Here is a 23575-nt window from a genome sequence, read left to right on the forward strand (position 1 = left end):
GCGGCAGGAACAAGGACCTCGACAATCCTCATTCTTGCTGGTCAGAGGCACTTTCTGCTTCCCTGACCGCCTGCCGGACAGCCCGCTCATGAAAGCGCGAGGCTAGGTTGCGGCCCAGATGGTCAAACCGGCCGACCTCGCGGTCTGATCGATTGGTTCCCTGCAGGAGCGGGACCCTGCCAGCCAGGGTCCGAGCGTGCGCGTGTCGATTGTTGGTCGCGTTCACCCACCGGGCGACAGCTGGGAGCGGACCCGGAGCCCGAACTGCCGGGGTGTAAGCCCGAGACGTGCCGTCTCCTCGATGCTCTGATGCAGCTCGTCAGCCGCAATGGCGACCTCTACGTAGGCGCTCTCGAGCTCGGGAGTTGTATAGAGGCGGCAGAGGTCCTCGTACCCAACGCGAAATCCGAACCACCTACCCAGGTGGAGCAGGGAATCGTATGTGCGTGAGGAGCGGAGGACGTAGCCGACTGTGAGGCCTTCAAGCGTAAGACCCAGTGGAAGTTGGGTGCCAGCGATCACGATGACGCTCAAGCCCGTGGATCTATTCTCAAAATACGAGAGGACCTCACGAGACCCGCCATTGACCGCGCCGATTTGGATCTTCCTAATTGCAGGACCCAGGTTTTCCGCAACTTCCTCCCATGAAATCCTCGCGGCCTCGGCAGAAGGGAAGGCTTCACTCGTAGGTGAGAAGTCTGACAGCCACAGGTCGCGGAAGGAAGCCATCTGTCGAACCGCTGCGGGGCTGCGCCCGTCCTGCAGAATGTCTGTGAGGAAGCGCACGCGGGCCTCGACCTGGTCGCGCACCTGGTCCTGCACGCGGACAAAGCGGCTGACCGTCACGAGCATGGAGTTGTGCACCGAGATCTGGCCCCGCGCGCGACGCGCGGCGCAGGAAAGGATGAAGGCGTCAATCGCTTCGCTCAGCGAGTCGGGCAGTTCTACACCCAGCACATGCTTCGCCGAGTGCTGTGATGACACCCAGCCTTCATAGTCTGTGACATGTCGCACGAGGGGTAGCGCTTCGGTCGGCGTCGTGCGCCCATCCTCAGCCCGCGTACTGAACAAGCGCTCCGGACCTAGATAGTTCGACGGTGCACGAAGGCTATACAAAAAGCTATCCGGAAAGAGACTCGGACCAACCTCTTTACCGTGCTCGTCGGTTTCAAGATACATTCCGGCGAGCGGGGTGGAGGCATATCCGATGTACGCAGACCTTTTGAAAGTTGCCAGAATCTTGCGAATGCTCCGCCCTGTGACTGAGAGGCTGTCATCCGGGGCTTTAGTCAAAGGTCCGTAAGACCTATCTACGTCGTCATCCACGATGAAGATGGGGACATCCAAGATGGAAGCTTCCCCCGAAGCAGGGTCAATCGTTCCGTACTGATCAGTCAGCCACACCCTGAGGTTCTCCATGACTCGCGGGTTCCGCTTTACCACGAATACGACAGGGAACCATCCCTCACGAAGGTCGACTTTCCAAGGAAACCTCGGATTAAAATCCCCCTTCTCGCTACTGTTAGTCATGCAGGCAATACTCAGCGCTTTAGCGTGAGGCAGGGCGCCGACGCCGAGCCTGCGTCCGATGGCATCGTTCCGCATTTCAGAACGCATTTGATATTGCGTGTCGAAGCCCAATAGACCCTCGTCAACGCGCAATTGCGTTTGCGCCCGCAGCGCGTTGTGAGGGCTGGTGATGATCACGATCAGGCGGTAGCCGGCGTCGACGGCCTTGGCGGCGAGACCGATGTAATGGCTGGTCTTTCCTGACTGAGGCTGCCCGATGACCAGGCCGGTACGCCGCCAATCCCCGGGGCGCCGTGGATCCTCAAGGAGGGCCATTACGTCATGCGTACTCTCGTCGAGACGCCGGGCCACGAGAGGCGGCACGCCCCGGATCTCGCGAAGAAATCTTTCATACCGCTCCCAGAAGTCCCACTGACGGTTGTCTGTATAGCGCTCCAACCACGGCAGATGCCCCTGAGCGTTCTCCAAAACCGCCGAAGACTCCTGAAATACGGCCACCTGGGCCTCAAGTTCCCTCAGCAGGGCCTTACGGTCTACGCTCGTGCCCTGATCAACCAGCATCCTCTCGACGGTGTCCACGCAAGCCGTAACTTCCTGTGGAGTTGGTTGACGGTCAGTGGGCAGCAGAGCAAGAACAAGTCGCAGCGCAAGCTTCGTCCCAGACTGGACGTCATATGTGGTCGGAGTCAGTCCATGCGGGTCCGGGTCCGCGTGGTGCGGGGCCGTCTCCGACGGGGCGACCCGCTCCGGCGCGGACACACCCAGCAGCTCCAGGGTCTGCCGCGAGGCGCGGGCGAACGGGAGGAGCTCTGCGTGCAGTTCCCGGGAAGCAGACGGGTCAGGCAGCACAGAGGTCAGCCCCTGCCCGCCGAAGCGCTTGGCGATACGGCGGTCGAGTGCATCCTTCATCTGCCACACGTCGTCCACAGCCAGTCGTTCCCGCAGAACCTCCTGCGCAGCCCTGATGAGTGACAGTTCGGTCGTGTCGCCCTCACCCGTGATCTCGAACAGCCCGCTGGTTACCAGCTCTGCCACGTCCGCCGTGGCAGCGTCCTCCACGAGGGCCTCCCGGACAAGGTGCAGCACGGCCAAGGGCAGCCGATCGAATGCGGAGCACAGAACTGCGAGCCGCACCGCCGCCCTGCTCGCGGTGCGGAGGAACCCGTGTGCGAGGACCTCGGGCGGTACGGGTTTGGTGGCTGGAACGGATTGCACAGGCAGGCGCCCCGTAGGCGGTACGAGGACGGCCGTGCAGCCCGCCGGATCGTTACGCATCATTGCGCGTGACCAGCGCCCGATGGAGTGGGGTGACATGGACAGGACGGGGACCGGCTGCCAGGAGCTGGGACCGCCGGACGCTTCTTGATCGAGCAGCGGCGGGACGTCATATGGGAGCCTGGCGCCATACGGGCCAGGGACAGTCGGGGTGACCCTTACAAGTGGAAGGTCGAGTCCGGTGCCACGCCACAACCGGGTGGGCAGCGGGTTGAGCAGGGCGATCGGTGTCGTGCCCGCCCAGGTGTGCACAAGCTGCCACACCTCGGGCCGCCGCCAGGCGCTGGCCGCACAGTCGGAAACGAGGACCACGAGGGTTCGGCCGTCAGGGGAGCCGAGTCGGCCCGGCGAGATGGGGCTGCCATCCCGCCGAAACGAGAGGTCGCGAATCCGCAGCGTACGGAAAGCACCGGTTCGGGAAACGAGCGCAGCGAACTCGGTTACCGCCTCTAGCCAGACCCGCATGCCGGGGGAACGGTCAACAACAAACGTCAAGTCGAACCACCGCTCGGGGGCAGGAGCGAACGCGGGGATCAGGTGCCCGCTGCGCGCGTAGCCAGCGACGGTTAGATCGACGTCGAGCTCGGTCCTTCGCCCTTCCTGCCACCGCCGCTTCCATGGCCGCAGCGCATGGGTCAGGTCAAGGGCGTGCGGCAGCGCTGCAGCACGGGGGGCCGAGACTGCGGTACCGCGGAGCCGGTCCGGCCCGCCAGCGCGGCGTACATGCAGGGCGTGGTCGGCGACCCGGGAGGTTTCCGCGGTATCCGGGTGAAGGGTGCCAGACCGCACGACAGGATTGGCAGCCGTGGGGGCTGGTCCGGCACCGGCGGGTGTAGGAGCCGGCGCGACCGGCGCGGTCGCTGGCAGGAGGCCCCGCGGCTCCGCCAGGTCCAGGCCTGCGGCCGCATCGCTGGCCATACGCGAGGCGAGCCACAGCACTTCTGCCAAGGCAGTGCCGTCCAAGTCCGGCGCGACCGTCCGCAGCGCTGCAAGCACCCGGGTCAGGCCCCCAGGCATCTCAGGCACGGGACAGCTCGCGCAGCAGCAGCTCCTCGATGTCCCGCCGTCGGTCCTCATCGGGGGCGTTGTCCGTGCTCAACAGATGGACCGCATTCAGCAGCTGATCGACCGCCAGGTTCTCGCCCAGTTCCAGACGGGCGACGAAGGTGGCGATCAGCTGCTGCGAGCTGACCGACCCAGCGGTGCCCTCGTCGAGGTGCGCGGCAACGACCCTTGTCAGCGTTTCGACCGTGGGTCGCGGCATGGTGAAGCGGACGCAGCGTCGCAGGAACGCGGCGGGGAATTCGCGTTCGCCGTTACTGGTCATCACGATGAACGGGAATTCAGTGCATTGCACCCTGCCCCGCGCGATCGGGTGCAGTTGGTCGCCGTCCCACTCGCGGATCGCGACCACGTCCTCTGTGTAGCGGGCGAGCTCAGGGATCTCAAACTCCCCACGTTCCAGCGCATCCAGCAGGTCGCTGGGGAGATCGAGGTCGCTCTTGTCAATCTCGTCCACTAGCAGGGCCCTTGAGTGTTTCGAGGGCAATAGGGCGGTGCCCAGCGGGCCCATGCGAAGGAAGGGGGCGATGTCGTCGCTACCATTCCGGCCTTCCAGCCGCTGGGCGTGGATCCTGCCGAGCGCGTCATACCGATAAAGGGCCTCGCTCAGGGTGGAGCGCGAGGTGATGTGCCACCTCAGCACTGGTCCCAGACCGAGCTCGACGGCGACCTGCTCGATAACGGTCGACTTGCCGGATCCGGCCGGGCCTGTCAGCAGCAGCGGACGGCGCAACAACAGCGCGGCGTTCACGGCCTCTACCAGTCCGGGCAGCGGCACGAACTCTTTGTGCATAGGTCGGCGGGGGAACTCCCGCCAAGGCGGAGCCGGGTCGAGCCGACGGGCCTGCTCGGGAGCGCGGCCGTGCCCCGCGTAGAAGGGCTGCCAGGTCATCAGGGTGTCTCCCCCTCGGTCGTGTACTTTTTGAACCAGCGGCAGAAGTCGAGATAATCCAGGTCGTCCCAGACGGCGCGCAGCCGGTGTAGGTCATCCTGGCCTGGCCGACTGGAGCCTTCGCTGGCTTGCTCGGCCCCGGACTGCCGTCTCTCGCGGTACGCCGTGGAGAAGTTCCCCGGCAGGTGGTGCCAACTTTCGTCGATGTAGCGGCGTGTGTCCTCGGATACCTGACCGCTGCCTCCCTCCGGCCACAACACGATTGGCGAGGAGGCCAACAAGGTCACCATGATGTCGCCGAGCTTCGCAGGACGGTGACTAAGGGCCACCGCTTGACCCTGCGGACGGCTGTCGAGACAGAACTGCAGCTCTCCATCGAGGCGAGTGTCGCTCTCCTCGAGCCAGTGGACACGCTGCCCGCCTTCCGCAGCTTCCATCGCACGCAGATTCTCCCGGGCCTCGTCGTTGATCCAAAAGAGGTGCTCGGGTGGCTGCATTCGGTCGCTCCAGCGCAGGACCACATCGTGCCGGTCGCCGAGTCGCCTGCCGTAGTAGGTCTCCTCAGGTCGCCACTGCACGAGCAGTGGGGCCGGTGCCGCGATCTCGACCCGCTTCAGTGGGACGTCAAGTGACTCGGCGAGAGCGGACGCCCAGCGCAGGGCCGAGCCGATCTGCTGTTCAACTCCACTTCGGTCAGGTCGGCAGGGGAACTCTCGGTGCTGATGGTGGATGTTGCCATCGAGCAGCCATGCTGTGAGGGATTCAGGCCACTCGTCGCTCACGGCAGCGTGCAGGGAGACGATGAGCCGCAGCCGCATGTCGCGAGTACGCTCCCCCCACTGCTCCCAGGCGTCATTGAGGTCGATGTCCGCTCCTACATCAGCGGCCCACTGCTGGAGGTCCGGATGGCCGGCTGGCACGCCCGTCGCCACGGCAAGGGATGTCACGAAGTGCACCAAGGGGACCACCGGACGTTGGCCCACGCGTGGCGCCCGCAGTCGAACGTACTCAACCGCGTCGCGCAGCAAATCGTTGCCTGCGGCGGTAGGCAGTCTGTCGGTCTGCGGAATGGCAGCGACGAGGGACCGCCTCAGCACTTTCGAGGTCAGTTCACTGCCTGGCCAGGTGGCCAATAGAGCCCGGGTGCGAATGCAGTGCCGAACGGCCTCGATCAGCGCACGCGCCCGTGCACCCTGCTGAGGCTCAAGGGAGGTCGTCTCTTTCTCGACGTCGTCAAGCTGCCGCACGTCATCAAGGCCGCCAGAGACGGTCAGCCAAGTAGGGAGCACTTGAGCCAAGTCCGAATGAGCCAGGGGGCCCAGCAGTCGCCATGCCCGGCGCACCGTGTGCCGCCGGTTGTACGCCAGCCATAGACCAGTCTCCGCAAACTGGGCTCCGTCCCAGTCCATCCGGTGGACATCCTGACCGACGGTGCCTCCGTCCAGACGGACGGCCTCCAAGACGGCTTCGGGGGATAGACGTTCCGCTGCCTGCTCGACCCCCTTCTGGACGATCTTGGTGATTGTTCTGCTAAACCGCAGCTCGAATGCCTCTTCGGCTGCGCCCGCGCCCATGAGCAGGGACAGCCGCGTGTTGCCCTGCCGGATGCCGGTAGCGATGGCCTTAACGTCGGGAGTAGCGCCGGCCGCATGACAGGTGTCTATGACGGTGATGAGCCCTGACAGGCCGGGCGTCTCAACGACCTGTCTTAGCAGGGAGGCCACGTCGACGGTGGTGGTGAGTTCGCCACGCCTTGAATTACCGGCCATGAAGTAAAGGTTGCCACCGGAGGTGATCCCATGCCCGAGCAGGGCGAGGACAAGCACCGCGCCCGCCTCCCCAGCCGCCTGCGCGCAAGTACGGATCGCCTGTTCGATCTCCGACTGGTCGATCTCCCCGTACAGCAAGTTCCGCGTCGGGTATGAGATCGCGCAGGCGCCCCCGTTCGGCTCGGTAAGTACGGCGTGGAAAGACTTTGCCGCATCCTCGAGTTCACTCAAGAAGCCCATATCAGGGCATTGCGCCGCGATCACCAGGGCGTAACGGCTGCCGGTCACTGACCCGTGAAGGTGTCCAGGGCCTCGACAACAGGGCCAGCAACAGCGGGGTGGGCGAGGTACTTGGCGGCGGAGTGCACCCAGAGTCCGTCCGAGTCGACGCGGTCACTCACTGGGCCCACCCCGGCGGTATTGGGGCGGACGAAGTGCTCCAGCATGGGGCGGGCAGCGATCACATCGTCGCGGTCCCAGAAGTTGAGCCAGCGGCCGACGGTCTCCGGCGTCCCCATCGGCTGTGGCCGAGTGCGGGGCAGGACAGTCGTCCGCATCCCGAGGGGCGAGCCGAGTGTCACCAACAGCGGCACATCTCCCTTGTGTTCATGGAGTGCCTCCAGGGCAACGACCGTGCCGAGAGAGTGTGCGACAACCACGGTGGGCCCGTCGTGGCCGAGGTAGCCCGCCACCCGTTCCCGGATTCTCCGGTCGAGGGGAACGCCATTAGCATCCGATTCCCCACGGTTCAAGTAGCGAGCGACCTGCCCGAGAATCGTCAGTGTCAGTTGGGAGCTCGCGATGCCGCCGAACCAACGCAGACCTGGAGCCGACATGAGGGTGGTCAACGCGTTCAGAGTTCGGCGGCCGATGTTCCCGAGTCCCTGGCTCTGTCCAGGCGGTGCGAGCTGAGCCTGGGCGTGGAGTAGCACCCACTTCTCGTGGCCGGCGAGGCCCGGGGCATCGAGTTGATCGCCGATGGCCTCAAGAAGCAGTTCCCCGACGACGGCCGCGTCGTCTGCTCCTTGCGAGTCGGCGCCCCCCTGGACCCCCGCCTTCTTGAAGAGGTCGCCGTAGTAGGCAAAGCTCGTTGTGGAGTCCCAGCCGCTGACTAGGGCAGATACATGTCGGGACTGCCCGGCGCGCTGGGCTCCATTTGCCAAAGCCCGCAGCCACTCGTCCTCTTCAGCCTTGGCGTCACGCAGATCTCCGATGCCGTGGACAAACACAAGACGCGGTTTCACGCTCCCACCCCCCAGGTCAGTTCACCAGCTTAGAGGACTTCCCCCGTAGCCCCTGAGCCTTCTCCAACCTCACACTGACGCGTGATGAGGGACGACGACAGCCTGGACGATCGCTGTGATGCGGTTGGTGCTGCAGCGGAGCTTCCGTAGGAGACGCCAGCCCTTCAGGGGGGCCATGGCCTGTTCGCCGAGGCAGCGGATCTGGCGTGCGTGCTGTTGTGCCGCCGCTGCCACCGCTTGAGGCGACGGCCGCGGAAGGACACCCGGATAGAGCCGCCCTGGTACGCCTTGTCGGCCCAGCACTTAAGGCCGACGTCGGTGAGTGCGTCGACGATGCCGTGGGCGCGGGCGGTGGTCAGGTTGTGAGTGGAGCCGGGCAGCGCGGGCGAGGCCCACAATAGCCGTCCCGAAGGTGTCGGTGAGGACTTGGACGTTCATGCCGTGACGTTTGTGTTTGCCGGAATAGTACGGGGTGTCGGCGGCGATCCGGTCGATCGGCAGGAGGGTGCCTTCCAGGATCACGAACGCCTTTGTCCGCGCGATGTTCATGGCCTCGGCCTGGGTGGGTGCGAGAGCCGCCAGGACCTCGACTGCTTCGCGTATGTAGCGATACATGGTCGCGATGCCGACACCGAACCCGGCGGCGAGCTGGGCGTACATGTCTCCGCACCGCAGATGGGCCAGGGCCAGGAGAACCTGGCGACCGGCGGTCAGACGCCGCCATCAGGTCCCGATCTCCCCTCGACGCACAGTGAGGTGTCCGTTCAAACACCGCAGGGTGCGACTGGACAGGTCGATCGATGACGGGTAGACAAGCACGCGAAGCTCCTGGCGGCTGCGGGCAATCTTGGTCGAGAACCCGTCTACCAGGAGCTTCGTCGTTCCGCAGATCCGTCCAACACGCGGCCAGCACCATTAAGTTGGAAAGAGCTCACGTCCCGACCCATCGCCAGATTCGGGCAACGAATAGTCTAGATCAGGTCAAACTTGATCAACTTAGCGTATTCGCTTGTGGCTTCAGGGACTCACGGCCGATGCTGCTTGGGTTCGGAGAAGCAGAAGATGTCCGGCCATGGCGTCGTGCGATGGCGGCTTCTGACTCGCGGACCTTGGAGTTCCCGTGGACACCCCTGTGCTGCGGGCCGGTTCGGCATGTTCACCATCCCCGGCACGCGCATCGGAGCCGATTCGGCTCCCCCGTCGCCAGTTCCCGAGCGACGACACCTGCCTCGTCAGGTTCTCTTACAGCCCCTCCCCCCTTCCGGCGGCACACGCCCAGCCTCTCGGGGAGACGCCGTGACCACTCCCCTGTTCGAGCCGAGTGTCGCCCAGCAGACAGCGCTAGTCGAGCACCTCGTGAGCGCGGTGGTCAGCGATGCGACGGGAGAGACCCAAGGCGACGTATGCCTGGGCGAACCTCCCAGCGCGCGCTACTTCATGGAAAGCCTCGGCCCCCACACCGTCGAGCCGGGCGGCACCGCTCCACGGTACGGACGGACCACCCCGGACAGCCTCGGGTTCGAGTTCGAGGCCGAGAACGCCAGCTCCGTCACGGTCAAGGCCAAAGCCTCGTTCTACTACTCGGCACTGCCGACCCGAGTCCAGCAGCTGGAATGGGCCGGCGAACGCGAGGAGCCGTACCGGCTGGCTCCGTTGTTCAAACGACTGGCCGTGTCGGTCGGGCCAGTGGAGATCGTCCTGGGGCACGAGGCTGGTCTGCGGGAAACCCTGGAAGCCGAGTTCCGGAATGCCTTCGCGGAGGCCGTCAAGCTGGCTCTCCGCGACCCGCGGATCGACCGTCGCGTCGGGAGCGACCGCCGAGAGCGGCTGGTTCCTCCCGGTGCGATGAAGGACGACGAGGCTTTCGAGCAGTGGCTGGCCCGGGAGGTGGGCGGGGACCCCGTGGTGCCGTCCCCCGCCGCGCGCGTCATCGTCACGTCGAGGCCGGTTGCCTCCGGCAGGCTCCGGGTGACGGCGACACTCCAGAACCTCGCCAAAGACCCCGTCGTGACCGTCCAAGGTCGGGGTAGCAACGCCGGCCGTACGCGCCGTGACGAGGCCAGGGACAACGCCCTGTTCCGCGCGGGCCTGGAAGTCGAGGGCGACCGTCTGCTGCCGATCACGATGGACCTCGGTGCCGACGCCTATCGCTACTCCGGGGAGCTCGGGGCATACGCGAACAACTGCGGTGTCGAGCCGCGATGGCACGACGGGCGACTCGTGGCTGTGCGCAGTGTGCCCGTTCCACAACACGACACCCACCGCGCCGTGCCACGGACCGACGAACGATGGGGATACGCGGCACTCGCAACCGACCCGCTTCCAGTTCTCGACGACCTCGCCGACGAGATGGAGGCGTACCTGGACTCGCCGGCCTGGAGCACAGCAGACCTCCAGGACAGGCCCGGACTGGCCGATCGGAAGGAAGCCGACCGACGGGCCGCCGCCCTTGAGGTCTCTCGGCTCCGCGACGGCATCGCGTGGTTGCGACGGGACGAGCGCCTGCTGGTGGCGTTCCAGCTCGCGAACGAGTCCATGGCGGAACTCAACCAGGGTCGGAAGCGGCCGAGTCGGGGATGGCGACTGTTCCAGCTCGTGGCCATCGTCAGCCAGCTCGGCGCCCTGGCCTGGCGGGAGCACCCGCAGCACCTCTTCTCCCCCGGGCTCTGGGGTGACGACCAAGGCGTGGACCCGACCGAGGCAGCCACCGTCGTCTGGTACCCGACCGGAGGCGGCAAGACCGAGGCGTACCTCGGACTGGTGCTGGTGTGTATGTTCTACGACCGCGCCAGGGGCAAGACAGTCGGTGTCTCGGCCTGGTGCCGATTCCCCCTCAGGTTGCTCACCCTGCAGCAGACACAGCGGCAACTCGACGTCGTCGCTGCCGCGGACATCGTCCGGGACCGGAACGCCGACAGGCTCAAGGGGGTCGGCGGTGACCCCGGGTGGCCGTTCTTCATCGGGTTCTACGCCGGCGGCGGCAACACGCCGAACTCCCTGACCGCCGACCGCACGCTCGACCGCCTTCGGTCGAGCGAGGCGGAGCGGCACGCGTTCCGGCTGGTGCACGACTGCCCCTTCTGCGGTGAGCGGTCGGTGCGCATCCCACCGCCCGACCCCCAGCGCCTCAGGTTGCAACACGTCTGCGGCAACGAACGGTGCGGCAAGGTCCTCCCGATCGTCGTGGTGGACACGGAGATCTACCGCTACCTCCCTACCGTCGTGGTCGGCACTCTGGACAAACTCGCGAACATCGGGCTGTCGGACCGGTTCGGCGCTCTCTTCGGGGACGTCGACTGCTGGTGCACTCCACACGGATTCGGTCGGGGCGGCAAGTGCCACGAGCGACATGCCCCAGGCCATCCGAAGTCGCCTCCCAGGCCCCTGAAGGCTCCCCTCTACGACCCCTCCCCGTCATTGGAGATCATCGACGAACTTCATATGGTCAACGAGGAACTCGGTGCGTTCTCGGGGCACTACGAGGGGCTCCTGGCGGAGGTTCAGCGCACCCTGACAGCCCGGCAGCGCCCCGACGGACGGGGCGTCCGGATGAAGGTGGTCGCGACCACCGCGACCATCCGTGGCGAGGACCGCCAGAGCGAACACCTCTTCGGCCTGCGGTCGGTGGTGGTTCCTCTTCCCGGCCCCAACCTCGACGAGAGCTTCTACTGGCGTCTCGACCGAGGCCTTCCCCTGCGCCGCTTCGTCGGGGTCATGCCGACACGGGGTACGGCGGAGATGACGCTGGTCAGGATCCTGACGTCCGCACACCGGGCCTTGTGGAAGCTCGACCAGCGTCGGGACCTTCCCCCGGCTCTCGAAGCATGGCCGAAGGAGGAGCTCCGCGCAGTCGTCGACCTGTACCGCACGAGCCTCACGTATGCGACGACCCTCGTGGACTTCGGCCGTATCCGGCGCTCGCTGGACACCCAGGTCAACGAGGCCCTGCGCAGGGAGGGGTTCCCCGATCTCCGCGTGGCCGAGCTCAAGGGCGAGACGCGCCTGGACGAGGTGCGTGGCGTCCTGGACGACCTGGGCAGCACCAACGGCAACACGGGCATGGTCGTCGCGACGAGCATGGTCAGCCACGGGGTCGACGTGGACCGGTTGAACCTCATGCTGTTCAACGGGATGCCCAGGTCCATGGCCGAGTACATCCAGGCGTCGTCACGGGTCGGCCGTGCTTACCACGGCCTCGTGTTCATGCTCTTCAACCCGGTGCGGGAGCGGGACCGGTCGCACTACCGGTACCACGGCAAGTTCCACGAGTACCTCGACCGGATGGTCGAGCCGGTGGCCATCAACCGCTGGAGCCGGTTCGCCGTGCGCAGGACCCTCCCCGGGATACTGATGGGCCATCTCCTCCAGATCGCCAACCGGGACTGGTGGCGGGCGGGTAACGCGCCAGGGCACTTGCACGACCTCTCGAAGATGCAGGCCGCGCTCCGTGATCCTTCGATCGGAGGGCTCGAGGGTGTACAGCTCACCGAACTGCTGGAGGCACTTCACACTGTCTTCCAGTCGGATCGCCCGGAGGGCCAGGAGCTCCACAGTGATCTCGAGGACATGGTGGAGCATGCATTGGCCAGCCTCCGCTCCGCCGGGGCCTCTGCCGGCCTCTCCGGTGGCAACAACCGCGGATACCGCGCCACAGGCGACTACCTGGGCCTCGAATACCGGCCCATGACGAGTCTCCGGGATGTCTCCGAGGGCATCCCGTTCCACATCGTGTCCGACGGCAGGAGGTCGTGATGGCGTTCAACCCGAGGAACGACGACATGGCCCGCGACCGGGGCCAGGTCCTCTACCGGTACCGCCCCGGTCAGACCTTCGACCACCGCGGCGGCTACACCGCCCAGGTAGTGCAGTTCGGACGGGACGAGGAGTTCGACGGTCCCTCGCTCGACCGCGAGCACCTGGTCCAGGAGGCCATGCGGTTCGTACGCAGGTGGCGGGCCGCCGGCCGTGCGTTCGCCGCCGGCTCCGACCGCGCACCCGAGTTTCCCGGAGACGAGGACCGTCTCGCTGATCGCCACTACGAGGTCGTGGTCCCCGGCAAGGTCTTCTGCCGCATCTGGCCCCGGGTGGTGCGCTGCGCCAGCGGCAGGTGCGGACACGTCTGGTCGGCCGGTGACCCCCGGCCGGGAACGGACGACTGGCCGCCGGCCTGTCCCGCGTGCGGCAACGCCGTCGGCAACCGGCAGCTCCAGTTCGTGTTCGCGCACAGGTGCGGCGAGATGTCGCCCATGTTCCCGCCGAGCAAGTGCCCGAGGGGACACACCCGGTTCAGACTGGACGACCGTGCGAGTCGGTTCCGCGACTTCCGGTGGGAGTGCATGACATGCGGGTTCCCGCTGGGTGTGCAGTGGAGCTGCAGCAACTCCTCGTGCAGCTACACGGACAAGTTCATGCATCCCCTGCTCCACACGGCGGGAACAGCGCATGTCGGCCAGGGCCTGACGCTCGTGAACGTGACGACGACCGAAGAGGCCACCCGTCAGAGCAACCCCCTCTACACGGCTGCCGTGCTCGGCTGGTGGCTCGGTGAGATCACCGAGGAGGAGTTCCGGCGACTCACGGACGGACACACGGTGGACGTCCCCGACGAGGTCGTCGAGAGCATCCGTGTGATGGAGGAGGCCGGTCTGCACGACCAGGCGCGTGCGCTGCGGGCGCGCTTCATGCCCGTCGAGGTGGACCATCTGAGGGAGCGGGTGGGCAAGGCTCTCGGGCTCGACACCGAAAGCGACGACGCCCGCGGGCTCGCAGCCGAGCTGCACACCTACCGTCGGGTCCTCAACCTGGAGCGCCTGGGCGTCCCCCGCCTCCAGCGGGAGGCACGCAACGCCGAGCGCCGCGCCCTGTACGTGCGCTACCCCGAGGTGCTTGCGGCTGCCGGCCTCGGCCGGGACACCTGTCTGGTGAGCGATCTCCCGATCACCTACCTCGCGATCGGCTACAGCCGGACGGGTTTCAGCCCCGAGGAGGCGGACCTCGTGCCCTACCGGGGGCGTGCCTCACGGGGCACCCCTGAGAAGACCCTGCTCTACGCGCACCCCACACAGGCGGAGGCACTGCTCTTCCCGGTGGACAGGGAACGGGTGAGCCGTTGGCTGGTCCGCAACGAGCTCGTGAGTCAACGCGCCCTCGATGACGCCGGCGGCGTCGCCCAGTGGCTGGTGCACCAGCTCGGTCCGAGCGACGGCAAGGCCCTCTCCCACGAGACCCGCCCGGCACCGGGGCATCCCGACCTGCCCGTCCACGAGCTGTTCGGTCTGCTCCACTCCCTGTCGCATCAGCTCCTGCGGGCACTGGCAGTCGACAGTGGCTACAGCGAGACCAGCCTCTCCGAGTACCTGTTCCCGTACGACCTGGCCTTCGCCATCTATCCCAACGGCGGGAGCGAGTTCAGCCTCGGAGCCATGCGGACCGTACTCGAGCAGAACCTCGACGCGGTCGTGAGCCGGGCCGTCGACAACGACTCCTGTCTGTACGACCCCAACTGCATGATCACGAACGAGGGTGCGGACCACGGTTGCCTCCAGCTCCCCGAGACGGCCTGTCAGTCCTGGAACCGGAACCTCTCCCGCTGGCACCTGTTCGGTTCCCCGGACGGCTCGAAAGTCGGGTACTGGGACCCCACCCTGTGAATGCCCGGTGGGGAGGGCCCGCTCTGCTCTCCCCACCACCAGCCCCGCCAGACGTCGCAGGGCCCGTCGAACACCGATCGTCCACAAGTGGAGCCTGCGTGAAACCCGAACTGGACCTGCTGGACACCATCGCCAGCGCTCGTGACCAGGTCCGCTCAATGCGTGGCTGGAACTCCGGACCGGAGCGGATCTACGACCTTCTCCGGACGGCGACGAAACTCCGCGCGATGGAGATCAGTGCAGGAATGATGACGGACCTGCCGTGGGAAAGCGTCCTCGCCCAGCTCGTCGTCTGGCACCACGACTATCCCGTCGGCACGGGGACGTGCTCGGAGAAGGACGCAGCCGAGATCGTCCTTGCCGCGGCGGCGGCCCAGCGGCTGGACCTGGTGGAGACCGGCGTGCGGAGCGGGGCCTATCAGGTACGGATGACCAGGGGAAACTTCCGGATGCGCCACCGCTGGAACGCATCGGCCGAGGTAGCCGACATGTTCCTCGAACGCAACGCACGTCCCACACGACTACCGGAGCTGTCCGAGACGGAGCGCCGATGGATCTCCACTCGGCCTGTCGACTCCCGGACCAGCCCGCCACCAGAGGTCCTGCGTGCTGCCGTCCAGCGCGCCTCCACGACGATCGAGGCATACCGGCAGTCGGTGCCCGAAGGACAGGTGCCTGATTCCTTTCCCCTGGGTGAGGGGATGACCGCCGGCGACATGATCAGCGTCCTGGCCGTGATCACGGGGCTCGCCTCCCTGTGCGAGCAGACAGCGCACAGGCTCTCCCGGCTGGAGACGACGCTCTTCCACCTGGCAGACACCCAGCTGATGGCCGTCCTCGCGGAGATGTGCCCGGACGTCTCGGAGGCACACCAGGCTCTGGTGGTGGAAAGACTCACTTACCGGACCGGGCGCTCGTGCCGGACCTCCCCGCTGATCCGACACGGCGATGTCCTCATCGTCTGCCCGCCCCTCGTGACTCCGAGGGCCGTGGACCCGATCATGCTTCGCTCGGCCGCCCATGCCTCCCGAGGATTCGGTCGCATAGGCAGGGAACAGGGCGAGCGCGCAGCAGCGTGGGCTGCCTGGCTGCGCACGACGCCCGGCACCTCGGTCGCGGAACGGGTCCCGGTGGTCAGGACCGACGGCAGGTCTGCTGGTGATCTGGACGTGGTCGTCGTGGACCCGGGCAGGCGTCTCGGTCTGTGCCTCGAGATCAAGTGGCCGATCGAAGCACTTTCCCTGCATGAGGTCATGAAGGTCGAGAACTGGGTCACCTCCGCAGCCCAGCAGCTGGACCGTGTGAGGGGAGAGCTGCGGGCGGGCACGGCCACGGCCGAGCTGCCGGCCGGCTGGCCACCGTTCGACGCGATCGACTGGACCTGGTGTGTCGGCACACCCCAACAACTCGGTCTTCGCCCTATCCCGGCGCCGGACATGCACGCCACCTCTCTCCGCTACGTACAGGCCCTGGGAACCCCGCCTGGCCTCGACACCTTGGTGACAGCCCTGACGCAACCCGACCTCCCCACCGAGGGACTGCACTACAACGTGGTGAAGAGAACGTTTCCCGTGGGTCGGTGCCAAGTGCACATGGACGCGCTCCAGGTGTCGCCGGTCGGTTGGCACCCACGGTTCCGGTAGGACGGCACCGCCGCCCTGTCGCCTCATGAGCCGAGGCCCACTTCCGCAGCACGCGGAGAGGCGTATGGAACGTTCACACCCCAACTCGACTACCCATCCAGGGCCCGAACGGCATACGTGGATAATCGCAACCAGTATCAGAACCCGGAAACAGGCTGGACATTCGGCGTGACGTACGACATAGCAGCTCCGGAGCCGGCGGGCATGGTCGCCTCGCTCAGTTCGCTCGGGTACTCCCTGCCTGCCGCCATCGCGGATCTCGTGGACAACAGCATCTCCGCGGGGGCGTCCACGATCGACGTCGAGTTCACCTGGGCCGGGCAGGACTCCTGGATCGCCGTTGCCGACGACGGTGCCGGGATGACCGCCAGCGAGCTCGTGACCGCCATGACCGTGGCCGCGCGAGGCCCTGCGACGCCCCGAAGCGCTACGGACCTGGGGCGCTTCGGCGTCGGCCTCAAGTCGGCCTCGTTCTCACAGGCCCGGCAGCTCACCGTCGCCACCGCGACCGCCGGCGAATGGCACGTGCGCACGTGGGACCTCGACGTCGTCGAGAAGTCGGGCGAATGGCGACTGCTACGCGGCGCGGACGAGACGACCAGCGAGTTGCTCGACAGGATCCGGGGTGAGGCGAACCACGGCACGGTCGTGTTGTGGCGGCGCCTCAACGGCTACCACGTCGACGCGGTGACTGTGGAAGACGAGCGGACCCAGAAGCAGTTCTACGCGGAGGCCGCCCGCACGGAGTCCCATCTGGGGATGGTCTTCGCACGGTTCCTCACCGGAGGCCGGCGCCGCAACCTCCGGGTGTCCGGTACCCCCGTCGAGCCCTGGGACCCCTTCCTGTCCCGCCACCCGTCCGTACAACCGCTTCCCGTGGAGCGCCTGCCGCTGGGATCGGGTTCCGTGCGGGTGGAGGCGTTCGTCCTCCCAAGCGCACAGAGGCTCGCCCCGGACGAGTACGAGAAGGCTGGCGGCCCCCGTGGCTGGCTCGACCAGCAGGGGTTCTACGTGTACCGCCGGGACCGTCTGATCCTGGCGGGCGACTGGCTCGGACAGCGCGGGCTACGCCGCGAGGAGAAGTACAACCTGGCACGGATCGCCGTGGACATCCCCGCCGAGACAGACGTCGAGTGGGGGGTCGACGTCCGGAAGTCCAGCGTCGTCCCGCCCGTCGCCCTGCGTTCCCACCTCCGCCGCATCGCCCTGCAGGCCAGGAGAAGGGCCGCCGACGTGCTGCGGTACCGCGGGCAGATCGCGGCGCGCACGCACGGGGACCCTCTCCTCTACGCCTGGAACGTCCGCCGTGTCGACGACCGGGTCACCTGCAGGGTCAACCGGGGGCACCCCCTGGTGAAGGCAGCTCTGCGTCCTGGTGGTGCGAGCTCGGATGACATGCGTGCCCTGATCCGTCTACTCGAGGAGACCGTGCCGGTCACCGCCCTCCGCGTCATGCACGAGACGGACACCAGCGACGACCCCGAGCCCTTCGGCGGCTCCGGGCCGGCCGATGCCGGAGCGACAGAGGTTGCGCAGCGGATCTACGAGGCGATGGTCTCCGATGGCCGTTCGCCCTCCGCCGCCCGTGAACGTCTTCGGCACATGCCGCCCTTCGACCAGATGCAGGGCTTCTGGAGCGGGTGACCCGTTGTCAGAGGCCGCCTTTAGCCTGCCCGATACCACTCCCGCAAACCGGAGGTCCGCTGTGAGTATCACCCCTGAGGAATCCGACGAGTCGCTTGCCAGGGCACGTCGCCTGGTGCTCGCGATGTTCTCCCAGGACCGCCAGCCTTCCCCCGAGGAAGTACAGACCGCGGTCACGGTCATCTTCGGAATGCTGGCCGGCCAGGGCGAGGTAGTGGACCGGGAACGGTTGGCCAAGGAGATCGAGGCCATGACGGCCGTTTTCCAGGAGGGTTCCTCCGGATTGGAAAGCGACACGGACCACAAGCCCTGGCTGCCGGAGGCCAAGAACGACCGCGAGTGGGATTTCTGGGAGCGCTACCGCCGCTACCTCGAGGATGTCAAGAACCTGCCTCCGCTCGTCGTACGCCGCTTGGACCAGAGCACTGATGAGGTACTGAGCCAGCTTGAGGACCCGCGCCGAGAAGGTTCATGGCGCCGGACGGGGCTGGTGATCGGGCAGGTCCAGTCGGGCAAGACGGGACAGTACATCGGGCTGGCCTCGAAGGCAGTGGATGCCGGGTATCAGCTCGTGGTGATTCTCGCCGGCATCCACAACGATCTGCGGAGTCAGACGCAACTACGTGTGGACGAGGGTCTTCTCGGTTTCGACTCCCAGCATCAGCAGCGTTCCAACGAGGCGGGGAAGTCCAGTCGCATGGGGGCGGGGCGGATGCCTGGCAAAAGGCTGGTCATCGCGTCACCGACTAACAGCTCTGAAAAGGGTGACTTCGGGCGCCAGACGGCGAGCGCATTCAACTCGGTTCACCTTGGGCACTTCCCGGTCGTGCTCGTGGTGAAGAAGCACTGGAAGATCCTCGAGTACCTGCGTAACTGGGTGACGGACGTCCAAGGAACGGAGGACGAAGCGGGCCGCAAGGTCGTACGTGACATCCCTCTGTTCGTCATCGATGACGAGGCCGACAACGCCACGATCAACACCAAGCGTGATCCCGAGGCGGACCCGACCAAGACCAACGGTGCGATCCGCGAGCTGATGAGGAGCTTCGAGAAGTCGGCGTACGTCGGGTACACCGCAACGCCGTTCGCCAACATCTACATCGATCCCGACGTCGAACACGCCACCTTCGGCTCCGACCTGTTCCCCGAGAGCTTCATTCGCACACTTCCCTCACCCTCCAACTACCTCGGTCCGGAACGCGTCTTCGGGCTCCATGTCGACAGCGAAGACGAGGACGACATCGCTCCGCTGCCACTCGTCCGCTCCGTGGACGATGCGGAGAGTTGGATCCCCTCCAAGCACAAGTCCTCGTTCGTTCCCTCCGACAACCTTCCGGAGTCCCTGCGCGAGTCCATCGCCTCGTTCGTTCTGGCCTCCGCCGCTCGGAGAGCGCGGGGGCAGATGCGGGTACACAACTCAATGCTCGTGCACGTCACCCGCTTCACCGCGGTCCAGGGGATCGTGCGTGACCAAGTGGACGACCACCTGCGACTCCTCGTTGACTCGCTCCGTGACCGCTATGGGCAGGCCGCTGAGCGTATGGCGGAGTTCCAGGCTCTCTGGGAGCGCGACTTCGTCCCCACCACGGACCACTTCCCTGTGGACGAGACCGAGCCCGTCACGTGGGACGAGGTGTCCAGCCAGCTCCTGCCAGCCCTACGCAAGGTCGTCGTCAAGACGGTGAACGGTGCCTCGCGCGACGCGCTCGACTACTACGATCACCGCCGGAACGGTCTCTCGGTCATCGCGATCGGTGGCCAGAAGTTGTCCCGAGGGCTGACGCTGGAGGGCTTGACCGTCAGCTACTACCTGCGCACCTCGAGCACGTACGACACCCTCCTCCAGATGGGGCGGTGGTTCGGGTACCGACCAGGCCACGAGGACCTGTGCCGCCTGTACACCACGCCCGACCTTCAGGCGAAGTACGTCGAAGTGACCTCCGCCACCGACGAACTGAGGCGTGAGATCGAGGAGATGGCAGCGCTCAATCTCACACCGAAGGACTTCGGGTTGAAGGTGCGCGCTTCCTCGCTCGGACTCACGATCACCGCCCCCAACAAGATGAGGCAGGGAACGCCTGTAAAGCTCAGCTACTCCGGGGAGGGGCCGGAGACGACTCTCTTCAACTTCTCGCAGCGGGCGAGGGAACACAACCTCAAGACACTCGAGGGCTTCGTCCGGCGTCTCGACGGCATCACTGTGGGCAAGGCAGAGGTTCCCGGCGGAACGGTGAAGTGGAGCGGTGTGCCCCGCGAGGCGGTCTCGGACTTCCTCTCGGTCTACCTGACGGATGGGTTGGCCCAGAGGGTCCGCCCGAGGTTCATCGCGAAGTACATCGATCAGTGCGCGAGCGTGGACGAGCTGGCGGAGTGGACGGTGTGCCTGATCGGCAAGTCGACGGCAAAACCCCACGACGTCGCGGGCCATGGGGTGGGGCCCGTGACCCGGACTCCGCTGAACGACCCGGGGTACAAGACTGATGGCCGGTACATCATCCGCCGAGTGGTAAGCCCTCGGGACGAGCAGATCGGCCTCGACCCGGCCCAGGTCGATGCCGCCCGCGAGGCAACACGGTTGGTCGCGAAGAAGAAGGGCCGGGAGAGGGTCCCGGAATCGCCCTCCGGTGAGCAGCTACGCTTCAAGCGCCGGCCGGACCAAGCGCTGCTCCTGATCTACGTGATCGAGCCGAAGGGCGGCGAAGGCGAGAAGCAACTTCCGCTCGTGGGCTTCCAGGTGAACTTTCCTCGTTCCGAGCACCAGTCGGACACGGAGTACGTGGTCAACAGCATCTGGAGGCAGGAGGGCCTAGACGATGCCTTCGATGACGAGGAGGGTGGGGAGTGACGGTAACCGAGGCCGAGTGGCGTGATCTGGAGGCACCTCAGGACGCCCCAGGACGTTCCCGTCTCCGCCTACATCCTGACGCACCGTTGGACGTCTTCCTGTCCGTCTCCCACCCGGCACAGCGGCGGATGCTAGTGCTCAGGACCGACGCCCGCTCCGCGGACCACATCGTGCGGTCCGTGACCCGGCTGCCCAGCGCGGCCGGCCTGGAGATGAACCTGAGCGCCGTGTCGCGTCTCGAGTACGAGCTCCAGGTGGTCCTCACCGCGGACGAGCTCCGCGAGGTGTTCAACCCTCTCGTCACCGACGTGGCCGACACAGTAAGGGAAGCCCCCGGAGCCTCAGCCGCGCTGACCGCAGCCGTGGAGAGGTTCGAGCGGTGGCAGGACCTCCTGCGCGCCGTGGGCAGGGACGGTCTCGGCCCCGAGGCTCGTCGCGGACTCGTCGGCGAGCTCCTGCTGCTGCGCGACCGCATCCTGCCCATAGTCGGACCGGCCGAGGCTGTGGACTCCTGGTCCGGGCCTAGCGGAGCCAACCAGGACTTCCAACTGCCCGGAGTCGCCGTCGAGACAAAGACCAGCACCGCCAGGCGTCCTCGTAACATCCGGATCGCCAGCGAACGCCAGCTGGACGACACTGGGACACCTGCGCTCCTGTTGTCCCTGGCCATGCTCGACGAACGTCGAGGCGGTTCGGGCGAGAGCCTGAACCGCCTGGTGGACCGGATACGCGAGCAGCTCACCAGCCCTGCCGTGCGCGCCGCCTTCGACGGCCGACTCGTACAGGTCGGCTACCTCCCGGCGCAGCGAGACCTGTACGAAGAACCTCGGTACACCCTCCGTGACCTGCGCTTCTGGCACGTACGAGAGGATTTCCCGAGAATCGTCGAGGCAGATCTCCCCGAGGGGGTGGGGGACTGCACGTACAACGTGAGCACCTCGGGGCTGGACCAGCACCGCGCCACCGCCGACGAGGTGATCGCACTGATCGGGGGAACCCATGCCTGAGCTCGACCTGTCCCAGTACGCCCACGACCTCGTCGCTGACGTCCAAGCGACAGCAGACGCTGAGGGAACCACCACTCCGGAGACGTTCACACGGCGTGTGTTCGAGGACCTGGAGCAGGCTGGCATTGCGTCCAACACGTTCAGCGCGTTTCATGGTGCGCACGGTCACCTGGTCCACGGCTACGGCATCGGAGACTCCGGGGAGTGCCTCGACCTCTTCGTCACGGACTTCGATCTGGAGCCGCTGGCGTCCAAGCTCACGAAGGGGCAGGCCGAGACCGCCTTCAAACGGCTCCTCACGTTCGTCCGTCGGTGCCGGGACGGTCTGCGCCAGCACATCGACGAGTCCTTCGACGTCTACGACATGTGCGCGGCGGTGGAGAAGGCGCTCACCGAAGTGAGCAGGATACGACTTTTCCTCCTCAGCAACCGCGTCGGCACCAGCACCGCAGTCCCGCCCACCGACTTCGACGGCCTCCGCGTGACCCACGAGGTATGGGACCTGGCACGGTTGCACCGCCACGCGACCTCCGGCAGCATCAGCGAACCCATCGTCGTCTCGTTCGACCCTCCGCTGCCCTGCGTCGCGGCGCCCAGCAGCGAGCCCGACCACTCGGTGACCATGGCCGTGATCCCCGGGCAGAGGCTCGCCGAGCTCTACGGGGAATACGGGACGAGGCTCCTCGAGCTGAACGTCCGTTCCTTCCTGCAGGCCCGCGGGTCGGTCAACCGTGGCATCCGGGAGACCCTGCTGAACTCCCCCGGCAGGTTCCTGGCGTACAACAACGGCATTACGGCGACCGCTTCGGAGGTCGACTTCGCCTACGACCCGGAAGGCCGGCCCACGGGCATCTCCCGCGTGCAGGGGCTCCAAGTCGTGAACGGCGGTCAGACGACAGCCTCTCTGCACTACGCCTCCAGCCGCGACAAGGCAGACCTGTCGCATGTGGCCGTGCAGATGAAACTGACGGAGGTCTCCCCGGAGCGACTCTCGGAGATCGTCCCGATGATCTCCGAGTACTCCAACACCCAAAACCGCGTGACGTTGGTCGACTTCAGCTCGAACCACGAGTACCACGTGGCCGTACAACGGATCACCCGCTCCCTGTGGGCGCCAGCAACCGACGGCAGTGGTCAGGAGACCCACTGGTTCTACGAACGGGCGCGCGGCCAGTACACCGACGAGGTGGCCAAGGCCCGGACGCCCGCGAGGCAACGCACGTTCAAGAAGCTCAACCCAACGAAGCAGAAGTTCACCAAGGCGGACCTCGCGAAGTACGCCAACTCCTGGAACCATCTTCCGTTTCAGGTCAGCCGTGGCGCGCAGAAGAACTTCGCCGTGTTCATGGACCGCATCGGCGAGGCGCCCCCGCGCGTCGACGTCCAGTACTGCCAACGCGTGATCGCCATGGCCATCCTCTTCAAGGCGGTCGACCGCATCGCGGCGAACCACGAGGCCGGCAGCTACAAGAGCATGATCACGACATACACCATGGCCCGTCTGTCGCACGCGACGGAGCAGCGCATCGACCTCGACCGGATCTGGCGAGAGCAGCGGGTCTCTCCTGCCGTCGAGGCGGCGATCGACGACCTCTGTCCCAGGGTGATGCGGGCAGTGACCAGACCGCGCGAAGGCAACCACGTGGGTGAGTGGGCCAAGAAGGCAGTCTGCTGGGACGCCGCCTCCCGCGTGTCGTGGTCCGTGCCTGGTGACCTGGCGGCAGAACTCCGCGATCACCCGCTGGACGAGAAGGCTCTCGCAGGAGGCGCGGAAGGCGCCCAGGGGGCCCGCGACGAGGTGGCCTCGATCCCGGCGGACGAGTGGTACGCCGTCGAGCGATGGGCGAAGGAGACACACAACCTGGATCCCTCGCAGCGCCAGCTGGCGCAGTACGTCGGCAGACGACTCGAACTCGACCAGGAGATCCCCGAGCCACAGGCGGTACAGGCACTGCACGCACGGAACGAGGCGCTGTCGCTCGGGTTCGTCCCCGGTCCATAGGGCCGACTCGTC

Annotated in this window: 11 protein-coding genes and 1 pseudogene; 7 read left to right on the plus strand and 5 right to left on the minus strand. The window is 66.4% G+C overall.

The window, feature by feature from the left end; genetic code table 11:
• Positions 1-222: 222 nt before the first annotated feature.
• From ACIQCZ_RS13790 to ACIQCZ_RS13810, 5 genes and pseudogenes are all read right to left on the minus strand, one after another.
• Positions 223-3882: an SAV_2336 N-terminal domain-related protein gene (locus ACIQCZ_RS13790; protein WP_402282218.1), complete on the minus strand. Its 3660-nt coding sequence runs from the start codon at positions 3880-3882 to the stop codon at positions 223-225.
• Entirely contained in the window at positions 3824-4759 is a 936-nt protein-coding gene (locus ACIQCZ_RS13795; RefSeq protein ID WP_402282220.1) for an AAA family ATPase, read from the minus strand. Before ACIQCZ_RS13795 ends, ACIQCZ_RS13790 begins: the two co-directional genes overlap by 59 nt.
• Positions 4759-6816: a hypothetical protein gene (locus tag ACIQCZ_RS13800; RefSeq protein ID WP_402282222.1), complete on the minus strand. Its 2058-nt coding sequence runs from the start codon at positions 6814-6816 to the stop codon at positions 4759-4761. Before ACIQCZ_RS13800 ends, ACIQCZ_RS13795 begins: the two co-directional genes overlap by 1 nt.
• Positions 6813-7772, minus strand: coding sequence for an alpha/beta hydrolase (locus ACIQCZ_RS13805; RefSeq protein ID WP_402282224.1), 960 nt, complete (start codon positions 7770-7772; stop codon positions 6813-6815). Before ACIQCZ_RS13805 ends, ACIQCZ_RS13800 begins: the two co-directional genes overlap by 4 nt.
• 69 nt (positions 7773-7841) lie before the next feature.
• Positions 7842-8591 (minus strand): annotated as a pseudogene (locus tag ACIQCZ_RS13810) (transposase family protein).
• 477 nt (positions 8592-9068) lie between these two features.
• Between ACIQCZ_RS13810 and ACIQCZ_RS13815 the strand changes: the two are divergent.
• The 7 genes from ACIQCZ_RS13815 (at position 9069) to ACIQCZ_RS13845 (ending at position 23563) form a co-directional block, all read left to right on the plus strand.
• Entirely contained in the window at positions 9069-12524 is a 3456-nt protein-coding gene (locus ACIQCZ_RS13815) for a helicase-related protein (RefSeq protein WP_402282225.1), read from the plus strand.
• Positions 12524-14422, plus strand: coding sequence for a hypothetical protein (locus ACIQCZ_RS13820; protein WP_402282227.1), 1899 nt, complete (start codon positions 12524-12526; stop codon positions 14420-14422). Before ACIQCZ_RS13815 ends, ACIQCZ_RS13820 begins: the two co-directional genes overlap by 1 nt.
• A gap of 98 nt (positions 14423-14520) precedes the next feature.
• Positions 14521-16065: a hypothetical protein gene (locus ACIQCZ_RS13825; protein WP_402282229.1), complete on the plus strand. Its 1545-nt coding sequence runs from the start codon at positions 14521-14523 to the stop codon at positions 16063-16065.
• Between the two features lie 168 nt (positions 16066-16233).
• Positions 16234-17709 (plus strand): ATP-binding protein, encoded by a 1476-nt coding sequence (locus ACIQCZ_RS13830; RefSeq protein WP_402282231.1) that lies wholly within the window; start codon positions 16234-16236, stop codon positions 17707-17709.
• Positions 17710-17713: 4 nt separating this feature from the next.
• Complete coding sequence (locus ACIQCZ_RS13835) at positions 17714-20554, plus strand: Z1 domain-containing protein (RefSeq protein ID WP_402282233.1); 2841 nt, start codon at positions 17714-17716, stop codon at positions 20552-20554.
• A complete protein-coding gene (locus ACIQCZ_RS13840) occupies positions 20551-21561 on the plus strand; it encodes a PD-(D/E)XK motif protein (RefSeq protein WP_402282235.1) in 1011 nt (336 codons plus the stop codon). Before ACIQCZ_RS13835 ends, ACIQCZ_RS13840 begins: the two co-directional genes overlap by 4 nt.
• On the plus strand, positions 21554-23563 hold the full coding sequence (locus ACIQCZ_RS13845; protein WP_402282237.1) for an AIPR family protein: 2010 nt from the start codon (positions 21554-21556) through the stop codon (positions 23561-23563). The genes ACIQCZ_RS13840 and ACIQCZ_RS13845 overlap by 8 nt, the downstream gene beginning before the upstream one ends.
• Positions 23564-23575 lie beyond the last annotated feature (12 nt).

Source organism: Streptomyces sp. NPDC093149, from assembly GCF_044754145.1.
Classification (GTDB): Bacteria; Actinomycetota; Actinomycetes; order Streptomycetales; family Streptomycetaceae; genus Streptomyces.